Origin of the sequence: Nocardioides campestrisoli, assembly GCF_013624435.2 — a bacterium.
In the GTDB taxonomy this organism is placed as follows: Bacteria; Actinomycetota; Actinomycetes; order Propionibacteriales; family Nocardioidaceae; genus Nocardioides; species Nocardioides campestrisoli.
In genome coordinates, this window is sequence record NZ_CP061768.1 from 192,945 (window position 1) to 215,289 (window position 22,345).

Consider the following 22,345-nt stretch of genomic DNA (forward strand, 5'->3'; position numbering starts at 1 on the left):
CTGCCTTGTGAGTCACCGGGCCCCGTCGGGCGGCAGCGTGCGCAACAGGTAGGTCTCGGCCGCGCCGGCCTGCTGGGCGACGTCCCACAGGATCGAGGAGACCCCGCCGGGCGGCCGCCTGCCCTGTCCGTCGTACGACGGGATCTCCGCCGCCGTCGGCACCAGCGACCGGATCGCCGGCTCCATCGCGTCCGGCGCCAGCTGCCGGGCGTCGACCAGGGTGGTCAGGTCGCGCAGGCTGGTGCGCAGCCGGTCGAGCTCGTCGAGCTGCCGGTCGTCGAGCTGGTCGTGGTCGGGCACCAGCTCGTCCTGCTGCTGGGCGGCCTCGCGGCGCAGCGCCAGCTGGTCGGGCAACGAGGTGCCCGACCCGAGCGAGGAGGCGCGCAGCACCGCGGCGGTCGCGCCGGTCGCCGACTCGATCCGGCGGCGCAGCGGGGGAGCGCGGAACGCGGGGACGACGGCGAAGCCCAGCACCACGCTGACCACCACCGCGGCCGCGGTGAGCCCGACGTACTGCGCCAGCAGCTCGACCGGGTCGAGGTCGCGGCTCACCGCGTTGAAGCCGACGCTGACCATCACCATGAAGCCCGAGCCCACCGCCGGGCGGGTGCTGATGAACCACAGGCCCAGGCACAGGCAGACGCCGGCGATCGGGGCCAGCAGACCCGACGGCGCCACCAGCAGGATGACCGCGACCGCCAGCGAGCCGACGCTGACCCCGACCACCTTGTTGCGCGCCTTGGTCAGGGTGTCGCGCCAGCTCGACTGGAGGATGCTGAAGGTGGCGAGCAGGACGGTGGAGACCAGCGGGTCGCCCGAGGAGAGCGGGGCGGTGATCAGCAGCATCACCAGCAGCCCCAGCGCGGTGCGCAGCGCGTGCCGCACCTGCACCGAGCGCAGCCGGGCCGAGGGGTGCAGGACGGCGTCGGCGATCTTCCGCCGGGCGTCGTGGTCGAGCCTGACCGGTGTGGTGTCACGGGTCTCGACCGCCTGCTCGACGGCGTCCAGGGCGTTGGTGGCCTGCGGCACCGGGTCGTCGACGAGCCCGGCGGGCGCCGGCGGTGGCTCGGTGCCCGGGCGCGCCCGGACCCGCGTGGCCAGCCACTCGGCCCGCGCCCGCAGCGCGGCCAGCTCGGTGGCGTCGGCGGACTCGGAGAGCTCGGCCGCGCGCATCGCGAGCCGGTAGCGCGAGGCTCCCTCGAGCACGTCGGCGAGCCAGCGCGGTCGTCCGTCACCGAGCCAGGTGTCGAAGGCCTGCGTGGTCGCGCTCGCCGGGGAGTCGGCGACCAGCACGGCGGCCACCTGCTGCCGGGTCGGGCCCGAGGGGTCCGTGGCGCCGAGCAGCAGCCGCAGGGCGAGGGCGACCAGGACGCCCGCCACGGCCGCGACGACCAGCTGCACGTGGTCGGCGGTGCCGTTGATGGCGTAGCCGTAGCCGAACATCGTGGTCATCCCCAGCCCCAGCCCGGCGTTGGTCAGCCGACCGCCGCCGAGCGGGAGCAACGCGGCGACGAACCCGAGCAGCACCACCAGCGCGATCGCCGCGGGCCGGGAGACCTCGGCCACCGACCGGGGGACGACCGCGGCGAAGACCAGCAGCGGCGCCAGCACGGCGGCCAGGCGCAGGTCGCTGCGCAGCGGGCCGCCGATAAACGCGATCAGGGAGAAGAGCCCGGTCAGGCCGCCGACGATGCCCGCGGCGCCCGCGCCCCAGCTGTCGGCCAGCACCACCGCCGGCACGACGACCACCAGCATCAGCACCAGCACGACCGGGCTGCCTCCCGGGCGCTTCCGGTCCTGCTCCCGATCCGAGTCGTCCGGCGTCATCTGGACCTCCTGCCGCCCCGGGCCCGTCCCGGAACGTGCCCGTCGCTCGACGCTAGGCGCGACGCGCGGCTCGCACCAGGGACCTCGGTCAGGACGCCGTCGGGACCTCGATCGCCCGGTTGACCCAGGTGTCGCGCACCTGCATCCCGACCTTCTCGTAGAGCCCGAGCGCCCCGGTGCGGGAGTCGGTGGAGAGCTCGCACCGGGTGGCGCCGTGCGCGCGCCCCGCGGCGAAGGAGTCGACCAGCAGCACCTGGGCGAGCCCCTGGTGCCGGTGCGCGCGGGCCACGGCCAGCCGGCTCACGTAGACCGCCTCGTCGCCGAGGGTGAGCAGCGAGGTGCCGACCACCGCGCCGTCCGGGCCGAGCACCACCCGCAGGTGCCACGGCTCGAAGCCGGGGCGGCCGAGCACCGAGGCCTCGAAGTCGTCGTACGGCTCCCGATCCCGCTCCGACCACTCCAGGAACGCGTCCTCGGCGACCGTCCACACCTCCCGCAGCTGCGCAGGGGTGGCCACCGCCAGCGAGTACCCGGCAGGCAGCTCCCGGGCTGGGATCTCCGCGCCCTCCGGCAGCTCCAGCACCCACGAGGTCCACCGCACCTGCCAGCCCAGTGAGGCCAGCAGCCGGTCGCCCGCCGAGCCCTGCGGCACCGGCATCCCGACCACCCGGTGCCCGTGCTCCCGGGCGATCTCGACCATCCGCGCGGCCAGCGCCGTACCGAGCCCGCGGCCGCGCAGCTCGGGCAGCACGGCCGCGTCGCCCCGGCCGCCGGGCGAGACCTCGACGTAGCCGACCAGCTGCTCGCCGTCGAAGACGCCGGTGGTGCGGTGCGCCAGGTCGGCGGACGACCTGGCCCAGTCCGAGACGATGTCCGCCTCCTCGATCTCGACCCAGCCCAGGTCCGCCTGCTCCTGGGTCGCCATCAGCTCGTAGACGGCGTGCGCGTCGTCGTGGCGCAGCGGCCGCGTGGTCAGAGCGTGGCCGGTGAGCCCGGGGGGCAGGTGCGCGAGCGCGGGAGGCTCCATGTGTGGCAGCCTGGCACCCGCCGTCGCGGCTGTCGCGGGGTTTTCGGTCGCGCTCGGGCGAGCGGTGACCGATCTCGCGCGGCCCGGAATCTCTCCCTGCCCCTGCCTGCGACTAACGTGGGAAGCATGAGTGACGATGCGCCCGCAGATCAGGCGGCCCCGGAAGTACCCACGTTTGCGGAGCTGGGGCTTGACCCGTCAGTCCTGAAGACCCTCGCCGAGGTCGGCTACGAGCGACCTTCGCCGATCCAGGCAGCGACCATCCCGCCGCTGCTGGAGGGCCGCGACGTCGTCGGACTGGCCCAGACCGGCACCGGCAAGACGGCGGCGTTCGCGCTGCCGATCCTCTCCAACATCGACCCGCACCAGAAGACGCCGCAGGCGCTGGTGCTCGCGCCCACCCGTGAGCTCGCGCTCCAGGTCTCCGAGGCGTTCGAGCGCTACGCCGCGCACCAGAAGAACATCCGCGTCCTCCCGGTCTACGGCGGCCAGGGGTACGGCGTCCAGCTCTCCGCGCTGCGTCGCGGCGTGCACGTGGTGGTCGGCACCCCGGGCCGGATCATGGACCACCTGGAGAAGGGCACGCTCGACCTGAGCGAGCTCCGCTTCCTGGTGCTCGACGAGGCCGACGAGATGCTCAAGATGGGCTTCGCCGAGGACGTCGAGACGATCCTCGCCGACACCCCGGCGACGAAGCAGGTCGCGCTCTTCTCCGCGACCATGCCCGCGCAGATCCGCCGGATCTCCAAGAAGCACCTCGACAACCCGGTGGAGGTGACGGTCAAGAACAAGACCACCACCTCGGCCAACATCACCCAGCGCTACCTGATGGTCAGCTACCCGCAGAAGGTCGACGCGCTGACCCGCATCCTCGAGGTGGAGAACTTCGAGGGGATGATCGTCTTCGTCCGCACCAAGCAGGTCACCGAGGTGCTCGCCGAGAAGCTGCGCGCCCGCGGCTTCTCCGCCCAGGCGATCAACGGCGACGTGGCCCAGGCACAGCGTGAGCGCACGATCAACCAGCTGCGCGACGCCAAGCTCGACATCCTGGTCGCCACCGACGTCGCCGCCCGCGGTCTCGACGTCGAGCGGATCAGCCACGTCGTCAACTTCGACATCCCGACCGACACCGAGTCCTACGTGCACCGGATCGGCCGCACCGGCCGCGCCGGCCGCAAGGGCGACTCGATCGCCTTCGTCACCCCGCGCGAGCGGCACCTGCTGCGGGCGATCGAGAAGGCCACCCGTCAGCCGCTGACCCAGATGCAGCTGCCCTCGGTCGAGGACGTCAACTCCACCCGGCTGAGCCGGTTCGACGACCAGATCACCGCGGCGCTGGCCGACACCGAGCGGATCGAATTCTTCCGCGACGTGGTGAGCCACTACGTCACCGAGTACGACGTGCCCGAGGTCGACGTCGCCGCCGCGCTGGCCGCGGTGATGTACGGCGAGCAGCCGCTGCTGCTCGACCCCAAGGCCGAGGCGCAGGTGCTGCACACCCCGCGCGAGCGCGACGACCGGGGCGGCAACGACCGCGACCGCGGGCCGCGTCAGAGCCGCGAGGGCAAGGGTCCTCGCCGCGCCGGCACGGACGCCAACCTGGCGACGTACCGGATCGCGGTCGGCAAGCGGCACAAGGTCGAGCCGCGCCAGATCGTCGGCGCCCTGGCCAACGAGGGCGGCCTGGGTCGCAACGACTTCGGCAAGATCGACATCCGGCCCGAGTTCTCCCTGGTCGACCTGCCCGCCGACCTGCCCCCGGGCACCTGGGAGGCGCTGAAGGACACCCGGATCTCCGGCAAGCTGATCGAGCTGTCCAAGGACACCGGCCCCCGGCGCTCCTCGGGCCCGCGCGAGGGCGGCCACGAGAAGCGGGACTTCGACAAGCGGAAGCCGCGGCACAAGGACTGAGCGACGCCCCGGGGGCGTGACCGAGTCCTCGTGCTCGCCCCCGATCGGCCCGTACGTGGTTCCATGACCTGGCCGCACCCGCGGCGACGGGTCAGGGGGGACAATGGGCCGGACGTGGCGTGGAGCGGCGGGCTTGAGCGCAGTCGCGGTGCTGTCGCTGCTCGGTGCGTGCAGCACCGGCGTGGGGCCTTCGGGACGCGGCGCCGGCGAGCATGCCTGCGGCCCGGCGAGGAAGGCCGAGCAGTTCTTCCCCGAGCCGTCGGTCGTGGGCGTGCAGGCCGACGGGCACGGCGCCGGTCCCGGGACGATCGCGGAGAGGGTCGACCTCGACGAGCTCGTGGAGCTGGCCCGGTCCGGCCCCTCGCGGGAGCAGGGCGAGCAGTTCGCCCTGCGCTTCGCCCAGGCGGTGATGGACTCCCGGGAGCAGGTGGACGAGCAGCGGCTGGTCGACGCGCTGATGGCCGACGAAGTCCCAGGAGCAGCGTGCGAGCACGTGCTGACCCGTCTGCCCTCCATGCGCCGAATCGGCTGGGACGTGTTCGTGGTGCCGGACTTCGCGACCTGGCTCCGGAGCCGAGCCGAAGGTGACCCGGACGAGCCGAGCCGGATCGAGCTCGAGCTGATCATGGTCGTGGACCTCGAGCGCGACCCCATGCTCTTCGGGGTCCCGTCCACGCCCAGCGCCTACCGGGTGCGGGTGGACGTGGTGCGGGTGGACGACGTCTGGCTGGTCGCCGACTGGCAGGGGCCCGAGTCTGGGGGCTTCGAGCACGGGGAACAGCCGCGCGACGAGCCCTACGGGGCCGGCTGGCGCTCGTGGGAGCAGAAGGTCGAGTGAGCCCGGCCGAGGGGGAGACGAAGTGGTGGGTTGATGTCGCCGGAGAAGCCTCCGGGAACACCAACCCACCACTTCGCCCATCAGTTCCGCGGAGGCGTCAGCCCCGTGCCCTCATCGGACGACGCGGACCTTGACCGTCCTGCTCGACGAGCGGTTCCACTTGTTGCCGGCGTAGGTGACCGTCACCTTCTTCACCCCGGGCTTTCCGAACGCGGGGAGCGTGACGGTGAGCCGCCCCTTGGCCAGCCTCCCGCTGAGCTTGCGCTTGCCGGCCGTGGTCACGGTGACGGTGCCCTTGGGCCGTCCGGACGGCGCGTGCACGATGACCGCGAGCCGGCCCTTGCGTCCCACCTTGACCTTGCCGCCGAGCTTCACCACGGAGACCGAGGTCGCTGCCTTCTTCGCGACCGGCGGGGTCGCGACCGGCGGGGTCGGTGCCGGCGTCGGGATGGGCGTCGGGGCGGGGGTCGGCGTCGGCGCCGACGGGTCGGCCGCCAGCTCCACGGAGTCGGTGAACACCGCCGCGTTGCGGGCGGCGTCCTTGGCCAGGGCCAGCACGGTGACGCTCTTCACCGGGCCGGTGTCGCCGGCGTACTGGTAGCGGTCCATCACCACGGTGGCCCGGTAGGTCCCGGGCTCGTCGCCCGCGGCGAGCGTGAGCTCGTCGCCGTTCACGGTGAGCCAGACGTCGCCGGCCGCGACGTCGCTGTCGGTCTTCACGGTCACGACCAGGCGCGGGGAGGGGCTCGTCCAGCCCACCTTCTGCACGTCCACGTCGAGACCGGGTGCGGTCACGTCGGTCCGGTTCTCCGGACGCTGCGAGGCGTCGGAGGCCAGGGTGACGACGTCCTGGGTCAGCGCGGGCGTGCGCGGAGCCGGCACCCGGTGCTGCGTGGCCTGCTCGTAGTCGTAGGCGATCGAGAGCAGCTCGTTGTCGGTGTAGGGCACGCCCGCGAAGGTGACGCTCATCGGCATGGAGATGTCGGGGAGCAGTCCCATGGGCACGGAGACGCTGGGCAGGCCGAAGATGCGCATCACGTGGTCGGTGGCCGAGCGCCCGACGCCGTAGGCGTGCGCGGCGGTGTTGGAGGCGACGTTGACGTCGGCGTTGGCCTTGCCGATGTCGGCCACGGACGGGAACGCCAGGAGGTCGAGGTCGTTCTCCTCGAGCCAGTCGTCGAAGTCCTCCTCACGGGTCCGGTCCCAGCCCTCGACGGCCTCACGCAGGCCGGGCACCGAGAAGAGGTCCTCGGGCATCCGGGTCTTGATCGCCTCGATCCGGTTGGCGTACGACCGGGTGGTGGCGTCCGGGTCGGCCGGGAGGCGGCTGGGGTAGGGGAAGACGGTGGCGGGGTCGAGGTTCGCCCACGACGGGTAGTTGCTGTCCTTGTTGGACTTGAGGAACTTCTCCATCCAGAACGACGCGTAGTCGCCGGTCTCCAGGCTGCGCCACGCCGACGGCACGTAGCCGCGGGTGTACATGCTCTGCGCCCCGGGACGGTCCTCGAAGTAGTTCTCCACGAGCGGGAAGTCGACCTCGACGACCTCGGCGCCCTGGGCGCGCAGGTCGGCGGCGGTGCGCTCCCACAGGTCGATCACCGACTGGCGGGTCTTGATCGGGGTCGTGGTCTCGGTGTCCTTGTTGAGGTAGATCCGCGGTACGCCGATCCGCTTGCCCGCCAGCGCGCTCGTGTCCTTGAGGTCCAGGTAGGACTCGGGGCGCACGTCCTCGATGTCGGGCAGGTCGACGAAGGGCTGAGTGAGCCAGAAGTCGCCGTCCGGCGCGGTGTCCTCCTGGGCCAGCACGTCCAGGACCGTCAGGGTGTCCTCGACCGTGCGGGTGTGCGGGACGACGACGTCGCGGGTGGGCCACAAGGGGGCGTTGCCGCGGATGGAGATGAGGCCGCGCGAGGGGGTGTAGGCGATCAGGGCGTTGTTGGAGGCCGGCGAGCGACCCGAGGAGACCGTCTCCTCGCCCATCCCGAACGTCGCGAAGTTGGCGGCGGTCGACGTCCCGGAGCCGTTGGAGGAGCCCGAGCCCCACGCGGCGGTGAGGAAGCGCGCGTTGTACGGGCTCTCCGCCCGGCCGTAGACCCCCCGCTGCATGCCGCCGTTGGCGATGGGCGGCATGTTCGTCTTGCCGATCAGCAGGCCGCCGGAGTTCCGGATCGCCTCGACGGAGAACGCGTCCTCGTCGGCCACCAGGTTCTTGAACGCCGGGGAGCCGGAGGCCACGGTCAGGCCCTTGACCTTGTAGCTGTCCTTCACGGTGAACGGGATGCCGTGCAGCGGGCCGAGGACCGTGCCCTCGGCGCGGAGCTTGTCCATCCGGGCCGCCTCGGCCAGCACGTCCTCGTTGCGCACCACCACGGAGTTGAGGGTGATCCCGCCGTGGTCGTAGGCGGCGATCCGGTTGAGGTACATCGCGGTGAGCTCGACGCTGGTCAGCGTGCCCGACTCCAGCGCGGCGGTGATCTCGGCGATCGTCGCCTCGTTGAGGTCGAAGACGTCGGTCGCCGCGGACGCGACGGGGGGCTCGGCGGCCTGGGTGGGCGGGGCGCCTGCCAGCAGGGCGACGCCCAGGCTCGCGGCTGCGCCTCCCGCCAGCAGCCGGCGGTGGACCCGACCTCGCCGTCGGTTCGGGGATCCTGGGCGTCCGCGGGGGGCGCTTGGTGCTGGCGTCACTGGCTCTCCTAGGTGGTAGGTACAGCTCGGACCCGACGAGTCGCCGGGCTGCCGAAGACGGCGTACCTAAACTTCGGGACGCGCCAGCGTGATCGGTGTCGCACTTGTTTCGGCGCAGTGAACGCGCCACCCCGCCGCGTAAACACCTGGCCAACGGCTGTCTGCGCGGGGAAATGCAGAGAAGTGGTGGGTCGGTGTCACCGGGCAGGTTGTCCGGTGCACCGACCCACCACTTCTGCAGGGTCGTGCGGGGTGGCGGAAGCCGCCGGGGTCAGGCGTTCTTGATCGCCGAGATGTCGAACTCGAGCTTGATCTTCTCCGAGACCAGCACGCCGCCGGTCTCCAGCGCGGCGTTCCAGCTCAGGCCCCAGTCCTTGCGGCTGATCGAGGTGCCGCCCTCGAAGCCGAGGCGGGTGTTGCCGAACGGGTCCTGGGCGGAGCCGACCTGCTCGAAGTCGATGGCGACGGACTTGGTGACGCCCTTGATGGTCAGGTCGCCGGTGATGGTCCAGTCGGAGCCGTCGCGGGCCACGTCGGTGGAGACGAAGGTGATCTCGGGGTAGGTCTCGGCGTCGAAGAAGTCGGCCGAGCGCAGGTGGCCGTCGCGGTCCTCGGAGCCGGTGTCGATGCTGGCGGTCTTGATCGCGATCCGCACCGAGGAGGCGGCCGGGTTCTCCGCGTCGACCCGGGCGGTGCCCTCGTACTCCTTGAACTGGCCGCGGACCGTGGTGACCATCGCGTGCCGGGCGGAGAAGCCGAGGCGCGAGTGGCTGGCGTCGATGGTGTAGTCGCCGGTGACGTCGTCGAGGACGGCGGTCGGGGCGTCGAAGGTGTCGGTGCTGCTCTTGCGGCTGAAGATGCCCATGGTGGTCTCCTGGTGGCTGCGACTCGAAGTGATTAAGAGTTCAACTAAGTGAACCAGGACCCGTCCGGATCCATGCCCCGATCCCACGTGACCTACGTCACGCATTGATCTGCCCGAGTTCGGGCAGATTCTTGCCGCACCTCGAAGCCAGGCTCATGCTGGAGGAGTGCCCACGCGACAGAGCCCGGACGACGACGCCCTGGTGCGGCACCTGATGGACACCACCGGACTCGCCGAGGCCGAGGTGCGCCGGGTGATCGGCGACGTCCTCGCCTTCCACGCGGAGCCGGTCGAGGCCTACGTGCGTCGCCGGCACCTCCATCTGCAGACCTACGGCGCCAAGAACGCCGAGATCTTCCCGACCCTCGCCGCAGAGCTGACCACCCGGGTGGTCGCCGCACCGCGGCTGACGACACGTCAGCTGCGCCGGATCATCTACGGCTGACCGCCCCAGGAGGCACCCCGCATGTGTGGAATCGTCGGCTACGTCGGACCTCAGGACGCGCCCCCGCTGCTGATCGAGGGGCTCGCCCGGCTCGAGTACCGCGGCTACGACTCGGCCGGCCTGGCCGTGCTCACCGACCGGGACAAGCTGCGCGTGGTCAAGCGGGCGGGCCGCGTCCGCGACCTGGTCGAGCACCTGCCCCCGGGGTTCGGCGGGCACACCGGCATCGGGCACACCCGCTGGGCCACCCACGGACCCGCCACCGACGTCAACGCCCACCCGCACACCGACGCCACCGGCCGGGTGGCGGTGGTGCACAACGGGATCCTGGACAACGCCTACGAGCTGCGCGCCCGGCTGGCCGCCGACGGGGTCGAGCTGGTCAGCGACACCGACACCGAGGTGATCGCCCACCTGGTGGGCCGCTCGCAGGCCGCCACGCTGCAGGAGAAGGTGGCCGAGGCCCTCGGCCAGGTCCACGGCACCTGGGGGCTGGCGGTGCTGCACGCCGACCACCCCGGCGAGATCGTCGCGGCACGCAACGGCAGCCCGCTGATCCTCGGCGTCGGCAACGGCGAGATGTACGTCGCCTCCGACCTGGCCGCGATCGTGCGGCACACCACGACCGTGGTGCTGCTCGACGACGGGGAGCTGGCCTCGGTCACCGAGCGCGGCTTCAGCACGACCGGGGGGAAGGCGGCGGCCGAGATCGACGTCGACCCGGCGGCGTACGAGACCGGGGAGCACGAGTCCTTCATGCTCAAGGAGATCCTCGAGCAGCCCGAGACCGCGGCGCGGGTGCTGCAGGGCCGGTTGGACGACCGGTTCGGCACCACCCACCTGGGCGGGCTGGAGATGACCCCGCACGAGTCCCGGGCGTTCCGGCGGGTCAAGGTGCTCGGTTGTGGCTCCGCCTACTACGTGGGCGAGATGGGTGCCGGGCTGATCGAGGAGCTGGCCCGGATCCCCGCGCACGCCGAGCCCGCCAGCGAGTTCCGCTACCGCAACCCCATCGTCGAGCGCGACACCCTCTACGTCGCGGTCAGCCAGTCCGGGGAGACCCTCGACACCCTGCTCGCGGTCGAGGAGATCAAGCGCAAGGGCGGCCGGGTGATCGGCCTGGTCAACGTCGTGGGCAGCGCGATCGCCCGCGCCTGCGACGGCGGCATCTACCTGCACGCCGGACCCGAGGTCGCCGTGGCCAGCACCAAGGCGGTGACCAACATGTTCCTCGGCTTCGCGCTGCTCGCGCTGCACCTCGGCCGGGTCCGCGACCTCTCGGTCGCCGACGGCAAGCGCCTGGTGGCCGGGCTGGAGGCGCTGCCCGACCAGATCGCCGAGATCCTGGAGCGCCAGGACGAGCTCGCCGAGGTGGCCGACGAGCTGGCGAAGGCCGAGTCGCTCTTCTTCATCGGCCGGGTGCGCGGCTACCCCGTGGCGCGCGAGGGGGCGCAGAAGTTCAAGGAGATCAGCTACCGGCACGCCGAGGCCTACCCCGCCTCCGAGCTCAAGCACGGCCCGTTGGCGCTGATCAGCCCGACGATGCCCACGGTGGTGATCGTGCCGGACGACGACCTGGCCAGCCGCAACGTCGGCGCGCTGGAGGAGATCGCCGCCCGGGGCGGTCCGCTGGTGGTGATCACCCAGCCCGGGGTCGACCTGGGCGGGGTGCAGGTGACCCGGATCGACGTCCCGGCCAGCGAGGTCGAGCTGGCGCCGATCCTGCTCACCATCCCGTTGCAGCTGCTCGCCTACCGGGCGGCGCTGGCGCTGGGCCACGACATCGACAAGCCCCGCAACCTGGCCAAGTCCGTCACCGTGGAGTGAGTCGCCGGACGCCCTCGGCCCGGCCGCGGCGCCCAGGCACGTTGGGCGCCGCGCCCGAGGACCGGCGGCGGATCTGCGCCTAGGCTGCCCGGGCGGGGTGACCCGCGCCCGACCCGCCTGGGCACGTGGCCGGGACGTAGAAGACCCCTTGCTGCATGGGGTCAGCAAGGGGTCTGGGCGAAATTCTACCGAACGGGTCGGTGCCCACGCGGGTGGTAGGCAAGGTTTTACCCATGTGTATGGACCACGTCGTGGAGAGGGAGAGTCGATGACGCAGGCGAGCGGAACCAGGGACGGCTTGGAGGGCGTGGAGACCCGCCTCTTCATCGGCGGGACGTGGCGCGACGCGGACGACGCCGGCACGATCGACGTGCTCGACCCGGCCGACGGCTCGGTGCTCGCCTCGGTCGCCGACGGCGGCACCGCCGACGCGATGGCGGCACTGGACGCGGCGGCGGACGCGCAGGCGGCCTGGTCCGCCACGCCCCCGCGCGAGCGCGGCGAGCTGCTGCGCGCGGCGTACGAGCTGGTGGCCCAGCGCGCCGACCAGTTCGCCCGGGTGATCAGCCTGGAGATGGGCAAGCCCTTGGCCGAGGCCAAGGGCGAGGTCACCTACGGCAACGAGTTCCTCCGCTGGTTCTCCGAGGAGGCGGTGCGGGTGCACGGCCGGTGGATGGAGAACCCGGTCGGCGGCAGCCGGATGCTCACCATGAAGAAGCCGGTCGGGCCGTGCCTGTTCATCACCCCGTGGAACTTCCCGCTGGCGATGGGCACCCGCAAGATCGGGCCCGCGCTGGCCGCCGGCTGCACGGTGGTGATCAAGCCGGCCAGCCAGACCCCGCTGACGATGCTGCTGCTCGCCCAGGTGCTCGAGGAGGTCGGCGTGCCCGCCGGTGTGGTCAACGTGGTGACCACCAGCTCCTCCCGCGAGGTGGGCGCCGCGCTGATGGCCGACCCCCGGCTGCGCAAGGTCAGCTTCACCGGCTCCACCGAGGTCGGCCGCGGCCTGATCGGCCAGTCGGCCGAGCACCTGCAGCGGATCTCCATGGAGCTCGGCGGCAACGCGCCGTTCCTGGTCTTCGAGGACGCCGACCTGGACGCCGCCGTCGAGGGCGCGATGGTGGCGAAGATGCGCAACATGGGCGAGGCCTGCACCGCCGCCAACCGGTTCCTGGTGCACGAGTCGGTCGCCGAGGAGTTCGGCCGCCGGCTCGCCGAGCGGATGTCCGGGCTGACCGTGGGCCGGGGCCAGGACGACGGCGTCGACGTCGGTCCGCTGATCAACGCCGAGGCCGTCGAGTCCGTCGGCGCGCTGGTCTCCGAGGCGGTCGAGGAGGGCGCCCGGGTGCTGGTCGGCGGCAAGCCCGCCGAGGGGCCGGGGTGGTTCTTCCCGCCGACCGTGCTGGTCGACGTCCCCGCCGAGGCGACGATCAACCGGCACGAGATCTTCGGGCCGGTCGCCCCGATCACCACCTTCAGCACCGAGGAGGAGGCGGTCGCCGCCGCCAACTCCAGCGAGTACGGACTGGTCGCCTACGCCTACACCCGCGACCTGACCCGGTCGCTGCGGGTCAGCGAGGCGCTGGCCTTCGGCATGGTCGGGCTCAACACGGGCATCGTCTCCAACGCCGCGGCCCCGTTCGGCGGGGTCAAGGCCAGCGGGTTCGGCCGGGAGGGCGGCTTCGAGGGGATCGAGGAGTACCTCGACACCACCTACGTGGCGATCCCGCTCTGAGCCGGGTCGAGCGCCACCGGGGCCAGGTGGCGCTCGACCAGCTCGTGCAGCTCGATCATCAGCGCCTCCTCGGCGACCTGCTCGTCGACCATCGTGTGCAGGCTGAGCACGAAGCCGTGCCCGAGCAGCAGCATGGCGCGGGCGATGGCCGCCGGGTCGCCGTCGCGGACCGCGCCGCGGGCCTGGTGCTCGGCGATCCGGTCGGTGAGCGCCTCGAGGATGGCCTGCTGGCTGCGGCCGCGGCGGGCCAGCAGGTAGGGCAGCAGGAGCTCGGGGTCGAGCTCGACGATCCGGCGGAACAGCGGGTTGCGCCGCAGGTGCTCGACCACCGCGACGGCGCCGTCGGCGATGGAGCCGGTGAGCGTCGAGGTGGCCACGACCGCGCCCCACTCCCGGGCCATCAGGTCGCCCATCAGCGCGCCCATGTCGGGCCAGGCGCGGTAGATCGTCATCCGGCTCACGCCCGCCCGGCGCGCCACCTCGGTCAGCGTCGTACGCCGCCACCCGACGTCGAGGATGCAGGCGTGCGCCGCGTCCAGGTACGGGTCCTTGCGCGGGTCCAGCCCCGCGGCTCGCGCGAGCCGGGCTTCCAGCCGCTGGGCTCCGTCGTGCTCCATCGTTCCCCCCCCGAGAGTGACGTAGTGCGATGGTGTGTCACACACAGCCAACCACGTCGTGCGCCCTGCCGCCCAGAGTTTTCTGGACGGTCCGGAGCGCAGTCTCGTGCAGAGGTTGGGCGACGCGCCCAGGCGTCCGGCCCTCGAACGGGGCGCTCAGACAGGCAAGGTCCAGAGCAGCAGCTCAGTGTCGGTGACCGCCTCGAGCGCCAGGTCGCCGGCGTCCTCGGCCTCCCACAGCCGGACGGCGTCGCCGGGCTCGACCAGCACCGGGGTCGCGCCCGCGTCGGGCAGCCGCAGCCGCACCGTGCCGGAGGCGGCGAACAGGTGGTGCCGCGGGCTGACCGGCAGCGGGACGGTGCTGCCGGCGGCCAGGGTGCCGATCCACAGCGTGGCGCCCGCGGTGCCGACCGGCAGCTCGGCGCCCTCGCCGGCGACCGGGACCAGGCCGGGGCCGGCCAGGCCGGAGGCGGTGAACCGGGCCGGCGGCTCGCCGAGCTCGTCGGGGCGCAGCCACGACTGCACGAACCGGGTCGGCTGGGCCGAGGTGTCGGCGATCTCGGCGTGGGTGATGCCCGAGCCGGCCGACTGCACCTGCACGGTGCCCGGCGGGAGCAGCGAGCGCGCCCCCAGGGAGTCGGTGTGCACCAGCTGGCCGCGCAGCACCCAGGTGACCAGCTCGACGTCGGCGTGGGTGTGGTCGGAGAAGCCGGCGCCCCACGCGAGGTGGTGGTCGTCGTGGGCGATCAGCGGACCGAACGAGACGTTCTCCGGGTCGTAGAACTCCCCGAACGAGAACGAGTGGTGCGTGACGCGGTCCGGGTGCCGGGAGGCAAACCTTTCGGATCCGGCGTACACGCTCATCTGCATCCGGATATCGTCTCTGGGTGACCTTCCCCAGCACGCACCGGGGGGTGGGAGAGTTCCCCCTCCTCCCGGCCGGCTTCCAGTTCGGCACCGCGACGGCCGCCTACCAGGTGGAGGGCGCGGCGGCCCAGGACGGCCGCGGGCCGAGCGTCTGGGACACCTGGAGCGCCGTGCCCGGCCACGTGGCCGACGGCAGCACCGGCGAGGTCGCCAGCGACCACTACCACCGGGTCGAGGAGGACGTGGCCCTGCTGGCGGGCCTGGGCGCCCCCGGCTACCGCTTCTCCATCTCCTGGCCCCGGGTGCTCCCCACGGGCTCGGGCCAGGTCAACGCGGCCGGGCTGGACTTCTACGACCGGCTCGTCGACTCGCTGCTCGAGCACGGCCTCGCGCCGATGGCCACCCTGTTCCACTACGACCTGCCCCAGGGCCTTGAGGACGACGGCGGCTGGCTCAACCGGGCCACCGCCGACCGGTTCGCCGAGTACGCCGGCATCGTCGGCGAGCGGCTCGCCGACCGGGTCGCCCACTGGGTGCCGGTCAACGACCCCAGCGTGGTCACGATGTTCGGCTACGGCGAGGGCCGGCACGCGCCGGGCAAGGCGCTGCTCTTCGACTGCCTGCCGGTGGCGCACCACCTGCTGCTCGCGCACGGGCGCGCCGCCCAGGCGCTCCGGGCCGCCGGGGCTGCCAGCGTCGGCTGCGCCAACAACCACGCGCCGATCTGGCCGGCCAGCGAGGACGAGGCCGACACCGGGGTCAGCAAGGTCTTCGACCAGATGTGGAACGGTCTCTTCCTCGAGCCGATGCTGCTCGGCCGCTACCCGGTCGACCTGGCCCCGTTGATGGAGGACGTCGTGGCCCCCGGCGACATGGCCACCATCCGCCAGCCGCTCGACTTCTACGGGATCAACTACTACTACCCGGCCCGGATCGCCGCGGCGCCCGAGGAGGAGGAGAACCCGTTCCAGTTCGTCGAGGTGCTCGGCCACCCGCAGACCGACGCGGGCTCGCCGGTGGTGCCGGACGCGCTGCGGGAGTTCCTCATCATCTTCCGCGCCCGCTACCGGGCGGCCCTGCCGCCGATCTTCATCACCGAGTGCGGTGCGGCGTACAACACCGGGCCCGACGAGCACGGCGTCGTCGACGACCAGCCGCGGATCGACTTCTACGACGCGCACCTGCGCGCGGTCTCCGAGGCGGTCAACCGCGGGGTCGACGTGCGTGCCTTCTACGCCTGGTCGCTGCTCGACTGCTTCGAGTGGGCCAAGGGCCTGGAGCACCGGTTCGGGCTGGTGCACGTCGACTTCGAGACCCAGCGGCGTACGCCGAAGCGCTCCTACGAGTGGTTCGCCGCGATGGTCGCCTCCCAGCCCGTCGACCGCTGAGCGGGCGGCCCGGCTCCTCGGGGCCAGCCACTAGGCTGCGCGCATGAGCGAACCCGCCGAGCCCCGCCGCGTCGTCCTCGTCGTCGGGTCCGGCCGCAGCGGCACCAGCACGATGGCCGGCACCCTGCGCACCCTGGGGCTGCACGTCCCCCAGCCCGAGGTCGCCGCCGACGCCACCAACCCCAAGGGGTTCGGCGAGCCGCAGTGGCTGGTCGACACCCACGACGACCTGCTCAAGCGCTCCGGCGTGCAGGTCTCCGACGCCCGGCCCCGCGCCTGGCTGGACGCCGGCAAGGTCAGCGCCGACCACGCGGTGCGCGAGCGGGTGAGCGACTGGCTCGCCGACCAGCTCGGGCAGGCCGACGAGCTGGTGCTCAAGGACCCGCGGGCCGCCTGGTTCCTCGGGCTGTGGCGCGCCGCGGCCGAGCGCAACGGCGCCACCACGTCGTACGTGACGATGCTGCGCCCGGTCACCGAGGTGGTCGGCTCCAAGCAGAAGTACTACGACGCCCGTCAGGGCGGGGTCACCCGCACCGCGGCCTGGATCAACATGATGCTCGGCACCGAGCGCGCCACCCGCGGGGAGCAGCGCGCCTTCGTCCGGTACGCCGACATGCTGGCCGACTGGACCGTGCCGGTCTTCGCGCTGGGCGAGAGCTTCGACCTGCACGCGGTCAAGACGGCGATGGCGGTCGACATCGCGGCGGTGCACCGGTTCATCGACCCCTCGCTGCGCCGGGTCACCCTGACCTGGGACGACGTGCAGGTGCCGACCGCGCTCCGCGAGCTGGCCGAGGAGACCTGGCAGGCGCTCGACGGGCTGGCCGAGCCGGGCGGCGACACTCCCGAGGCGCACGCCGTCTGCGACCAGCTGCGCGAGGCCTACGGCGAGATGTACGACGAGGCCGAGGCGTTCGCCGCCTCCAGCGTGCTGGCCGCGCGGCGCGAGGGCGTCCGCCAGGGCCGGGCCGAGGCCCAGCAGCCGTCCGGCGGCGCGCTGGACCGGGTGCCGCACCGGGTCCGCGCCATGGTTCCGCCCACCGCGCGCCGCACCCTCCGCAAGGCGCTGGGCCGCGAGCGCTGAGTAGGCTGCCGCCATGCCAGCGCCCGTGGACATCGCCTGCCTCGAGGGGCTGTCCGACTTCGACGTGACCTGGCCGTGGACGGCCGGGGAGCCGCTCGCCCCGGGGCTGACCTGTGTCTTCCGGGTGCGCAACGAGGCGCGCAACCTCCCGTGGGTGCTGCCGCCGGTCCTCGCGGCGGTCGACCACGTGCTGCTCGTCGACAACGGCTCCGACGACGGCACCGCCGACGTGGCCCGGCGGGTCGCCGACGAGGCGGGCGCCGGCGACCGGCTGACCGTGCTCGACTACCCCCACCGGGTGAGCCGCGCGGGCGGCGAGCACCTGGCCACCCCGGCCACCTCGGTGCACTCGCTGACCCACTTCTACAACTGGTCCTTCAGCCACGTCCGCACGGCCTACTCGATGAAGTGGGACGGCGACATGGTGCTCACCGGCGAGGGGTCCAGCATCCTGCGCGACCTCTCCTGGCAGCTCCAGGCCACCGAGGCGATCGTGGCGATGCCGCGGCACCCGCTGACCGTGGTCGACGAGTCCACCGGCTGGCTCGACCTGAGCCTGCGGTTCCTCGAGCCCTGGGTCTACCCGATGGGCCCGGAGTTCACCTTCGTCAAGGCCTTCGACTGGGAGCTGCGCGAGTTCCCGCCGGGCGTCGAACGGGTGGTGCTGCCGCAGGGGCTGGTGGTCGAGGTCAAGTGGCTGGACGCCGACGAGTTCGCCCACTGGCGCACCGAGGGCGTCGACTTCACGAACACCCGGCTCTACCGCAAGCTGCGCGAGTTCGAGGTCGACCAGGCCATCCGCGAGGGCCGCGCCGAGGAGCTCGGCGGACTGACCCGGGTCGACGCCCCGCCCGGCGTGCACATCATCGACCACGTGACCGACACTTGGTTGCGGCAGGCACCCAGGCCGCTGGTCAAGCACAGCCTGCCCGCGTCGCTGCGTGAGAGGACCCCGCGTTGACCCACCCCCTCGACTCCTTCTTCGCGAACTCCCCGGCCCCCGTGCTGGTGGTGGCCGGCGACGACCCCGTGGTGGCCGCGCTGCCGATCGGGTTCCAGGGGTCCCTGCTGGCGCTCTCCCAGGTCGACCCCGGCGAGCCGGTCAAGCGCGGCTGGAAGACGGTGCTGCTGGTCGCCTCCGACCGGGCCGCGCTGCGCCGGGCCGCGTCGATGGTGCCGCGGCTGGGGCAGTGCCGCACGGTCGGCGTCTGGCTCACCGAGGGCACCGCGCCGCTGGTCCTCACTCCCCGCGGGGAGTGGCCGCTGATGACCAGCCTGCACGCCCGCCCGCTGCACGGCCCCAAGGGCGAGCAGGAGGCGGCCGGGTTCCTCACCGTGGCCCGGTTCGCCGAGCCCGTCGGCGCGCACCTGGTGCTCGCCGAGCTGGCCCGCCAGGCCGTCCCCGGCGCGGACACCGCCCACCAGGGCCTGGTCGTGGCGTACGCCGGTCGCCCGGCCGCCGAGGGTCTCGACGCCCGCGCGCTGCACCTGGGCGACCCGGCCGAGGCCGGCGACCCCGAGCGGGACGTGCCGCCGGACGTGGTGCTGACCGGCGAGCGGACCGCGGCCGGCGCCGCTCCGGCGAGCCACCACGTGATCGACCGGGCGCCCACGGTGGTCCGCGGTCGGGGGATGGAGCCGGTCGACGAGCTGGTCTTCAACCCGATGGGCTGGCGCAAGCAGTGGGAGCTCCCGCTGATCGGCCTGCTCGAGCTGGCCCCCGGCCCGTCCGGGGTGACCGAGGCGGTGGTCCGCAAGGCCCGCGCCCACCAGGGGGTCCGCGTCGACCTGACCCGGCACGACCCGGTGCAGGTGCTGCGGCTGGCGATGGCCGGCGTCCCGCTGGTGGTCACCGGCCAGCAGTCCGGCGACGGGCCGCGGGTGGACCCGGTGCTGCGGGCCACGATGGACGGCGCCGGCGACCTCGGCGACCCGCTGGCCCGCGAGGAGCACTCGCTGCGGGTGCGCCGTGCCGCCTTCGACGCCCACTCCACCCTGGTCTGGCGGGCCGGCCTGGCCGACGCCGCCGGGGTGCGCCCGCTGCCGGCCGGCGGTGAGCGCGGCCGGGTGCCCGGCCTGCCCCCGGTCAGCATCCTGCTCGCCACCCGGCGTCCCCACCAGCTGGAGTTCGCGCTGGAGCAGGTGGCCCGGCAGCGCGGGGTCGAGGTCGAGCTGGTGCTCGCCGCCCACGGCTTCACCCCCGACCCCGACCTGGTGACCAAGACGCTCGGCGATGTGCCGGCGACGGTGCTCGAGATCGGCCAGGAGACGTTCTTCGGCGACGTCCTCAACGCCGCGGCCCACGCCGCGACGAGCGACCTGCTGCTCAAGATCGACGACGACGACTGGTACTCGCCGTACGCCGTGCACGACCTGCTGATGGCCCGGCGCTACTCCGGCGCCGACGTGGTCGGGATGCCCAGCGAGTTCGTCTACCTGCAGGGGCCCGACGTCACGGTCCGCCGCAACCACCCCTCCGAGCTGTTCAACCGGTTCGTCGCGGGCGGCACCACGCTGCTGGGCCGCGAGCTGCTCGACGCGCTCGGCGGGTTCCGCCGGGTCCGGCGGTTCGTCGACACCCAGCTGCTCAGCGGGGTGGAGGCCGCCGGCGGCCGGATCTACCGGACCCACGGCCTGGGCTACGTGCTGCGGCGCACGGGCGAGGGCCACACCTGGGCGATGGACGACGAGGAGTTCCGACGTCCCGACATCGTCGACACCGAGTGGCCGGGCTTCCACCCCAGCAGCGAGCTCGGCGCCACCGTGGAGGGGGCGAGCGGCTGATGCCACGCCAGCCGGTGGTCCGGCACAACGACTACCGCTCGCTGACGCCGCCGGCGCTGGGTGAGTGGGATCCGCGCCTGTCGGTCTCGATGGTGGTGCCGGCGTACAACTACCACCGGACGCTGCCCTACGTGCTCGCCGGGCTGGCCGGGCAGAGCTATCCCGCGCACCTGCTCGAGGTGGTCGTGGTCGACGACCAGTCCACCCCGCCGCTGGAGCTGCCGGAGGTGCGGCCGGAGAACACCCGCATCCTCCGGGTCGAGTCCGGGTGGGGCCGGGCGAACGCCTGCCACCTGGGCGCCCAGGCCAGCGACGGCGACGTCCTGCACTGGTACGACGCCGACATGCTGCCCTACCGCGAGGAGGTGGAGGCGCACATGCGCTGGCACCACCTCGTCGACTACGCGGTGCCCGGCGGCGACAAGCGGTTCGTGGACCCCGACTGGCTCTTCGGCCTCGACCCCGCCGAGGTGCGGGACCGGGTCGCGGCCGGCGAGGCGGGGGACTTCTTCCCCGGCGTGCCGCACGAGGAGCACAAGTGGGTGGAGGGCTACTGGCGCCGCACCGACGACCTCACCCTGGCCGGGCCGCGGGCCCAGCGGGTGCACATCGGCATGACCGGCTCGGTGACCCGCGACCTCTACCGCGCCTCGCGCGGCTTCGACCCCCAGCTCCGGCTCGGTGAGGACATGGCCCTGGGCCACGAGCTGGCCCAGGTCGGCGGCGTCTTCGTGGTCGAGCGGGAGGCGCGCTCCTGGCACCTGGGCCGCTCCCAGGTGCTGCGCCGGGCCGAGCAGGTCAACCGCTACAACGACCCCTACCTGGCCAACCTGGTGCCGGCGATGCGGCCCAAGCGGCGCAAGCACGGCCGCAGCTACGAGGTGCCGTACGTCGAGGTCGTGGTGCCGGTCGCCGACCGGCTCACCGACCCCGAGATCGCGCAGGGGGCCGACGAGGTCGTGGCCTGCGTCGACGCGCTGCTGGACGCCGACTTCTCCGACCTGCGGGTGCTGCTGGTGGGACCGTGGGGCCGGGTGCACGAGGAGCGGATCCAGCCGGTCGAGGACCCGGCGCTCGAGCTGCGGATCGTGCACCGCTCCTACCGCGGCGAGCCGCGGGTGAGCCTGGTGGAGTCCGCGCCCGGGCACTGCCCTGAGTCGACGGACGCCGAGTTCCGGCTGACCCTGCCCGACACCTCCCACGCCCCGCTGCCGCAGGCCCTGCAGCGGCTGCTCGACGACCTCGAGCGCACCCACCACGGCCGCCGGACGATCACCTACCCCGACGGCGCCGAGGCCAGGCTGGAGCGGATCGCCGCGCTCGCCCGGGTCGAGCGGGTCGCCCAGGTCGGCGACGACCGCGACGAGCTGATGGAGGAGGCCTTCGGGACGGGCTCGTACGCCGCCAAGGAGGTGGGCTTCGTGCCCACCGAGGAGCGCGACCTGCCCCGGTTCGTGCTCAAGCCGAAGCCGGCGATGAGCCCGGAGGAGTCGCGGGCCCTGCTGCTCGGCACTCCCGCGTCCGAGACCCCTGTCTCCGACGCCCCCGTCTCCGAGCCGGTCAGCGGCGAGGAGAGCGGCCGTCGGTTCCGGTGGCGCCGCCCAGGGCACTGAACCGCCCCGAGCGCGGCGTCACCAGCGCACCGTGGCCCGCACCGCCAGATGATCGGCTCCGGCGAGCCGGACGGTGCCGGCCTCCTCGGCCGTGCAGCCGTCGAGGAGCACGTGGTCGAGCCGGGCGACCGGGCGCTGCGCCGGGTACGTCGGACCCGTGGGCACGCGCGTCCACCCGGTCAGTCGGGAGGCCACCGAGGCCGGCAGGTTGAGGTCGCCGAGCAGCACCAGCGGACGCGGCAGCGCCCGCGCCCACGCCACCAGCCCGCGCAGCTGGGCGCCCGCCCGCCACGGCACGAACGACAGGTGGGTGGTCACCACCGTGACCGGACCGCCCGGCGCCAGCACCCGGGCGGCCAGCGCGACGCGTTGCTCGTCGGCGACCACCACCCGCTCCTCGTCGGTCCAGGAGGGGTTGCGCACCGGGATCCGGACGGCCGAGGGGGCCATCCGGTGCTCGTCCCACTGCTCGACGGGGTGCCGGCTCAGCAGCGCCACGCCGTACGACGGCTCTTCCCCCACGGTCGCCGGGGCCGGCCGCATCGTGGCCGCGTTGCCGGGGGTGCCGTGCACTGCGGCGGCGAACCGGGCGTGCCAGGGGTCGCCTCCCGCCGCGAGGGCGTGGGCGACCGTCGCCGTCTGGTCGGCGTGGCCGGACCGGGGGAGCAGGTGGTCCACCTCCTGCACGGCGAGCAGGTCGAGGTCGAGCGCGGCGGCGTCGTGGGCCCAGTCGTCCAGCGCCCAGTCGCCCGGGTCCTTGGCGTGGCCGGACGCGGGTGAGGGAGAGCGGCCCGAGGCCGCGTTGGCGGTCGCGATCCGGAGCACGGGCGGG

The 22,345-nt window shown here is 73.2% G+C and carries 17 protein-coding genes; 10 read left to right on the plus strand and 7 right to left on the minus strand.

Features of this window, described 5'->3' with window-relative positions; genetic code table 11:
- Window positions 1-12: 12 nt before the first annotated feature.
- A complete protein-coding gene (locus tag H8838_RS00990) occupies window positions 13-1,827 on the minus strand; it encodes an FUSC family protein (RefSeq protein ID WP_185995427.1) in 1,815 nt (604 codons plus the stop codon).
- A gap of 88 nt (window positions 1,828-1,915) precedes the next feature.
- A complete protein-coding gene (locus tag H8838_RS00995; protein WP_185995426.1) occupies window positions 1,916-2,854 on the minus strand; it encodes a GNAT family N-acetyltransferase in 939 nt (312 codons plus the stop codon).
- Between the two features lie 126 nt (window positions 2,855-2,980).
- Here H8838_RS00995 and H8838_RS01000 point away from each other — a divergent pair, with 126 nt between their 5' ends.
- Together H8838_RS01000 and H8838_RS01005 are read left to right on the plus strand one after the other, a co-directional pair.
- Complete coding sequence (locus H8838_RS01000; RefSeq protein ID WP_181309943.1) at window positions 2,981-4,765, plus strand: DEAD/DEAH box helicase; 1,785 nt, start codon at window positions 2,981-2,983, stop codon at window positions 4,763-4,765.
- A 133-nt stretch (window positions 4,766-4,898) separates the two neighbouring features.
- The gene (locus H8838_RS01005) at window positions 4,899-5,603 is read left to right on the plus strand and encodes a hypothetical protein (RefSeq protein ID WP_185995425.1); all 705 of its coding nucleotides are present in this window, start codon (window positions 4,899-4,901) and stop codon (window positions 5,601-5,603) included.
- A gap of 111 nt (window positions 5,604-5,714) precedes the next feature.
- On the opposite strand, the gene H8838_RS01010 is transcribed toward H8838_RS01005, so the two are convergent.
- Entirely contained in the window at window positions 5,715-8,288 is a 2,574-nt protein-coding gene (locus H8838_RS01010; protein WP_224766306.1) for an amidase, read from the minus strand.
- 271 nt (window positions 8,289-8,559) lie between these two features.
- On the minus strand, window positions 8,560-9,153 hold the full coding sequence (locus tag H8838_RS01015; protein WP_181309941.1) for a YceI family protein: 594 nt from the start codon (window positions 9,151-9,153) through the stop codon (window positions 8,560-8,562).
- Between the two features lie 166 nt (window positions 9,154-9,319).
- Here H8838_RS01015 and H8838_RS01020 point away from each other — a divergent pair, with 166 nt between their 5' ends.
- The 3 genes from H8838_RS01020 (at window position 9,320) to H8838_RS01030 (ending at window position 13,160) form a co-directional block, all read left to right on the plus strand.
- Complete coding sequence (locus H8838_RS01020) at window positions 9,320-9,598, plus strand: hypothetical protein (RefSeq protein ID WP_224766307.1); 279 nt, start codon at window positions 9,320-9,322, stop codon at window positions 9,596-9,598.
- A gap of 21 nt (window positions 9,599-9,619) precedes the next feature.
- The gene (glmS, locus tag H8838_RS01025; protein WP_185995424.1) at window positions 9,620-11,425 is read left to right on the plus strand and encodes a glutamine--fructose-6-phosphate transaminase (isomerizing); all 1,806 of its coding nucleotides are present in this window, start codon (window positions 9,620-9,622) and stop codon (window positions 11,423-11,425) included.
- 268 nt (window positions 11,426-11,693) lie between these two features.
- Window positions 11,694-13,160, plus strand: coding sequence for an NAD-dependent succinate-semialdehyde dehydrogenase (locus H8838_RS01030; protein ID WP_185995423.1), 1,467 nt, complete (start codon window positions 11,694-11,696; stop codon window positions 13,158-13,160).
- On the opposite strand, the gene H8838_RS01035 is transcribed toward H8838_RS01030, so the two are convergent.
- Together H8838_RS01035 and H8838_RS01040 are read right to left on the minus strand one after the other, a co-directional pair.
- Complete coding sequence (locus H8838_RS01035; RefSeq protein WP_181309938.1) at window positions 13,139-13,777, minus strand: TetR/AcrR family transcriptional regulator; 639 nt, start codon at window positions 13,775-13,777, stop codon at window positions 13,139-13,141. The genes H8838_RS01030 and H8838_RS01035 overlap by 22 nt on opposite strands.
- A gap of 156 nt (window positions 13,778-13,933) precedes the next feature.
- Window positions 13,934-14,647: a pirin family protein gene (locus tag H8838_RS01040; protein ID WP_181309937.1), complete on the minus strand. Its 714-nt coding sequence runs from the start codon at window positions 14,645-14,647 to the stop codon at window positions 13,934-13,936.
- A 17-nt stretch (window positions 14,648-14,664) separates the two neighbouring features.
- Here H8838_RS01040 and H8838_RS01045 point away from each other — a divergent pair, with 17 nt between their 5' ends.
- The 5 genes from H8838_RS01045 to H8838_RS01065 are packed head-to-tail and all read left to right on the plus strand — an operon-like array spanning window position 14,665 to window position 21,513.
- A complete protein-coding gene (locus H8838_RS01045; RefSeq protein WP_224766308.1) occupies window positions 14,665-16,032 on the plus strand; it encodes a GH1 family beta-glucosidase in 1,368 nt (455 codons plus the stop codon).
- Between the two features lie 43 nt (window positions 16,033-16,075).
- Window positions 16,076-17,116 carry a sulfotransferase family protein gene (locus H8838_RS01050; RefSeq protein WP_185995422.1) on the plus strand — a complete coding sequence of 347 codons (1,041 nt, stop codon included), beginning with the start codon at window positions 16,076-16,078 and terminating at the stop codon, window positions 17,114-17,116.
- Window positions 17,117-17,129: 13 nt separating this feature from the next.
- Window positions 17,130-18,077: a glycosyltransferase family protein gene (locus tag H8838_RS01055; protein ID WP_181309935.1), complete on the plus strand. Its 948-nt coding sequence runs from the start codon at window positions 17,130-17,132 to the stop codon at window positions 18,075-18,077.
- Window positions 18,074-19,900, plus strand: a complete 1,827-nt coding sequence (locus H8838_RS01060; RefSeq protein WP_185995421.1) for a glycosyltransferase — start codon at window positions 18,074-18,076, stop codon at window positions 19,898-19,900. The genes H8838_RS01055 and H8838_RS01060 overlap by 4 nt, the downstream gene beginning before the upstream one ends.
- Window positions 19,900-21,513 (plus strand): glycosyltransferase, encoded by a 1,614-nt coding sequence (locus H8838_RS01065; RefSeq protein ID WP_185995420.1) that lies wholly within the window; start codon window positions 19,900-19,902, stop codon window positions 21,511-21,513. The genes H8838_RS01060 and H8838_RS01065 overlap by 1 nt, the downstream gene beginning before the upstream one ends.
- 18 nt (window positions 21,514-21,531) lie before the next feature.
- Here the strand turns inward: H8838_RS01065 and H8838_RS01070 are convergent, their stop codons facing one another.
- Complete coding sequence (locus tag H8838_RS01070) at window positions 21,532-22,338, minus strand: endonuclease/exonuclease/phosphatase family protein (RefSeq protein WP_185995419.1); 807 nt, start codon at window positions 22,336-22,338, stop codon at window positions 21,532-21,534.
- Between the last annotated feature and the right edge of the window lie 7 nt (window positions 22,339-22,345).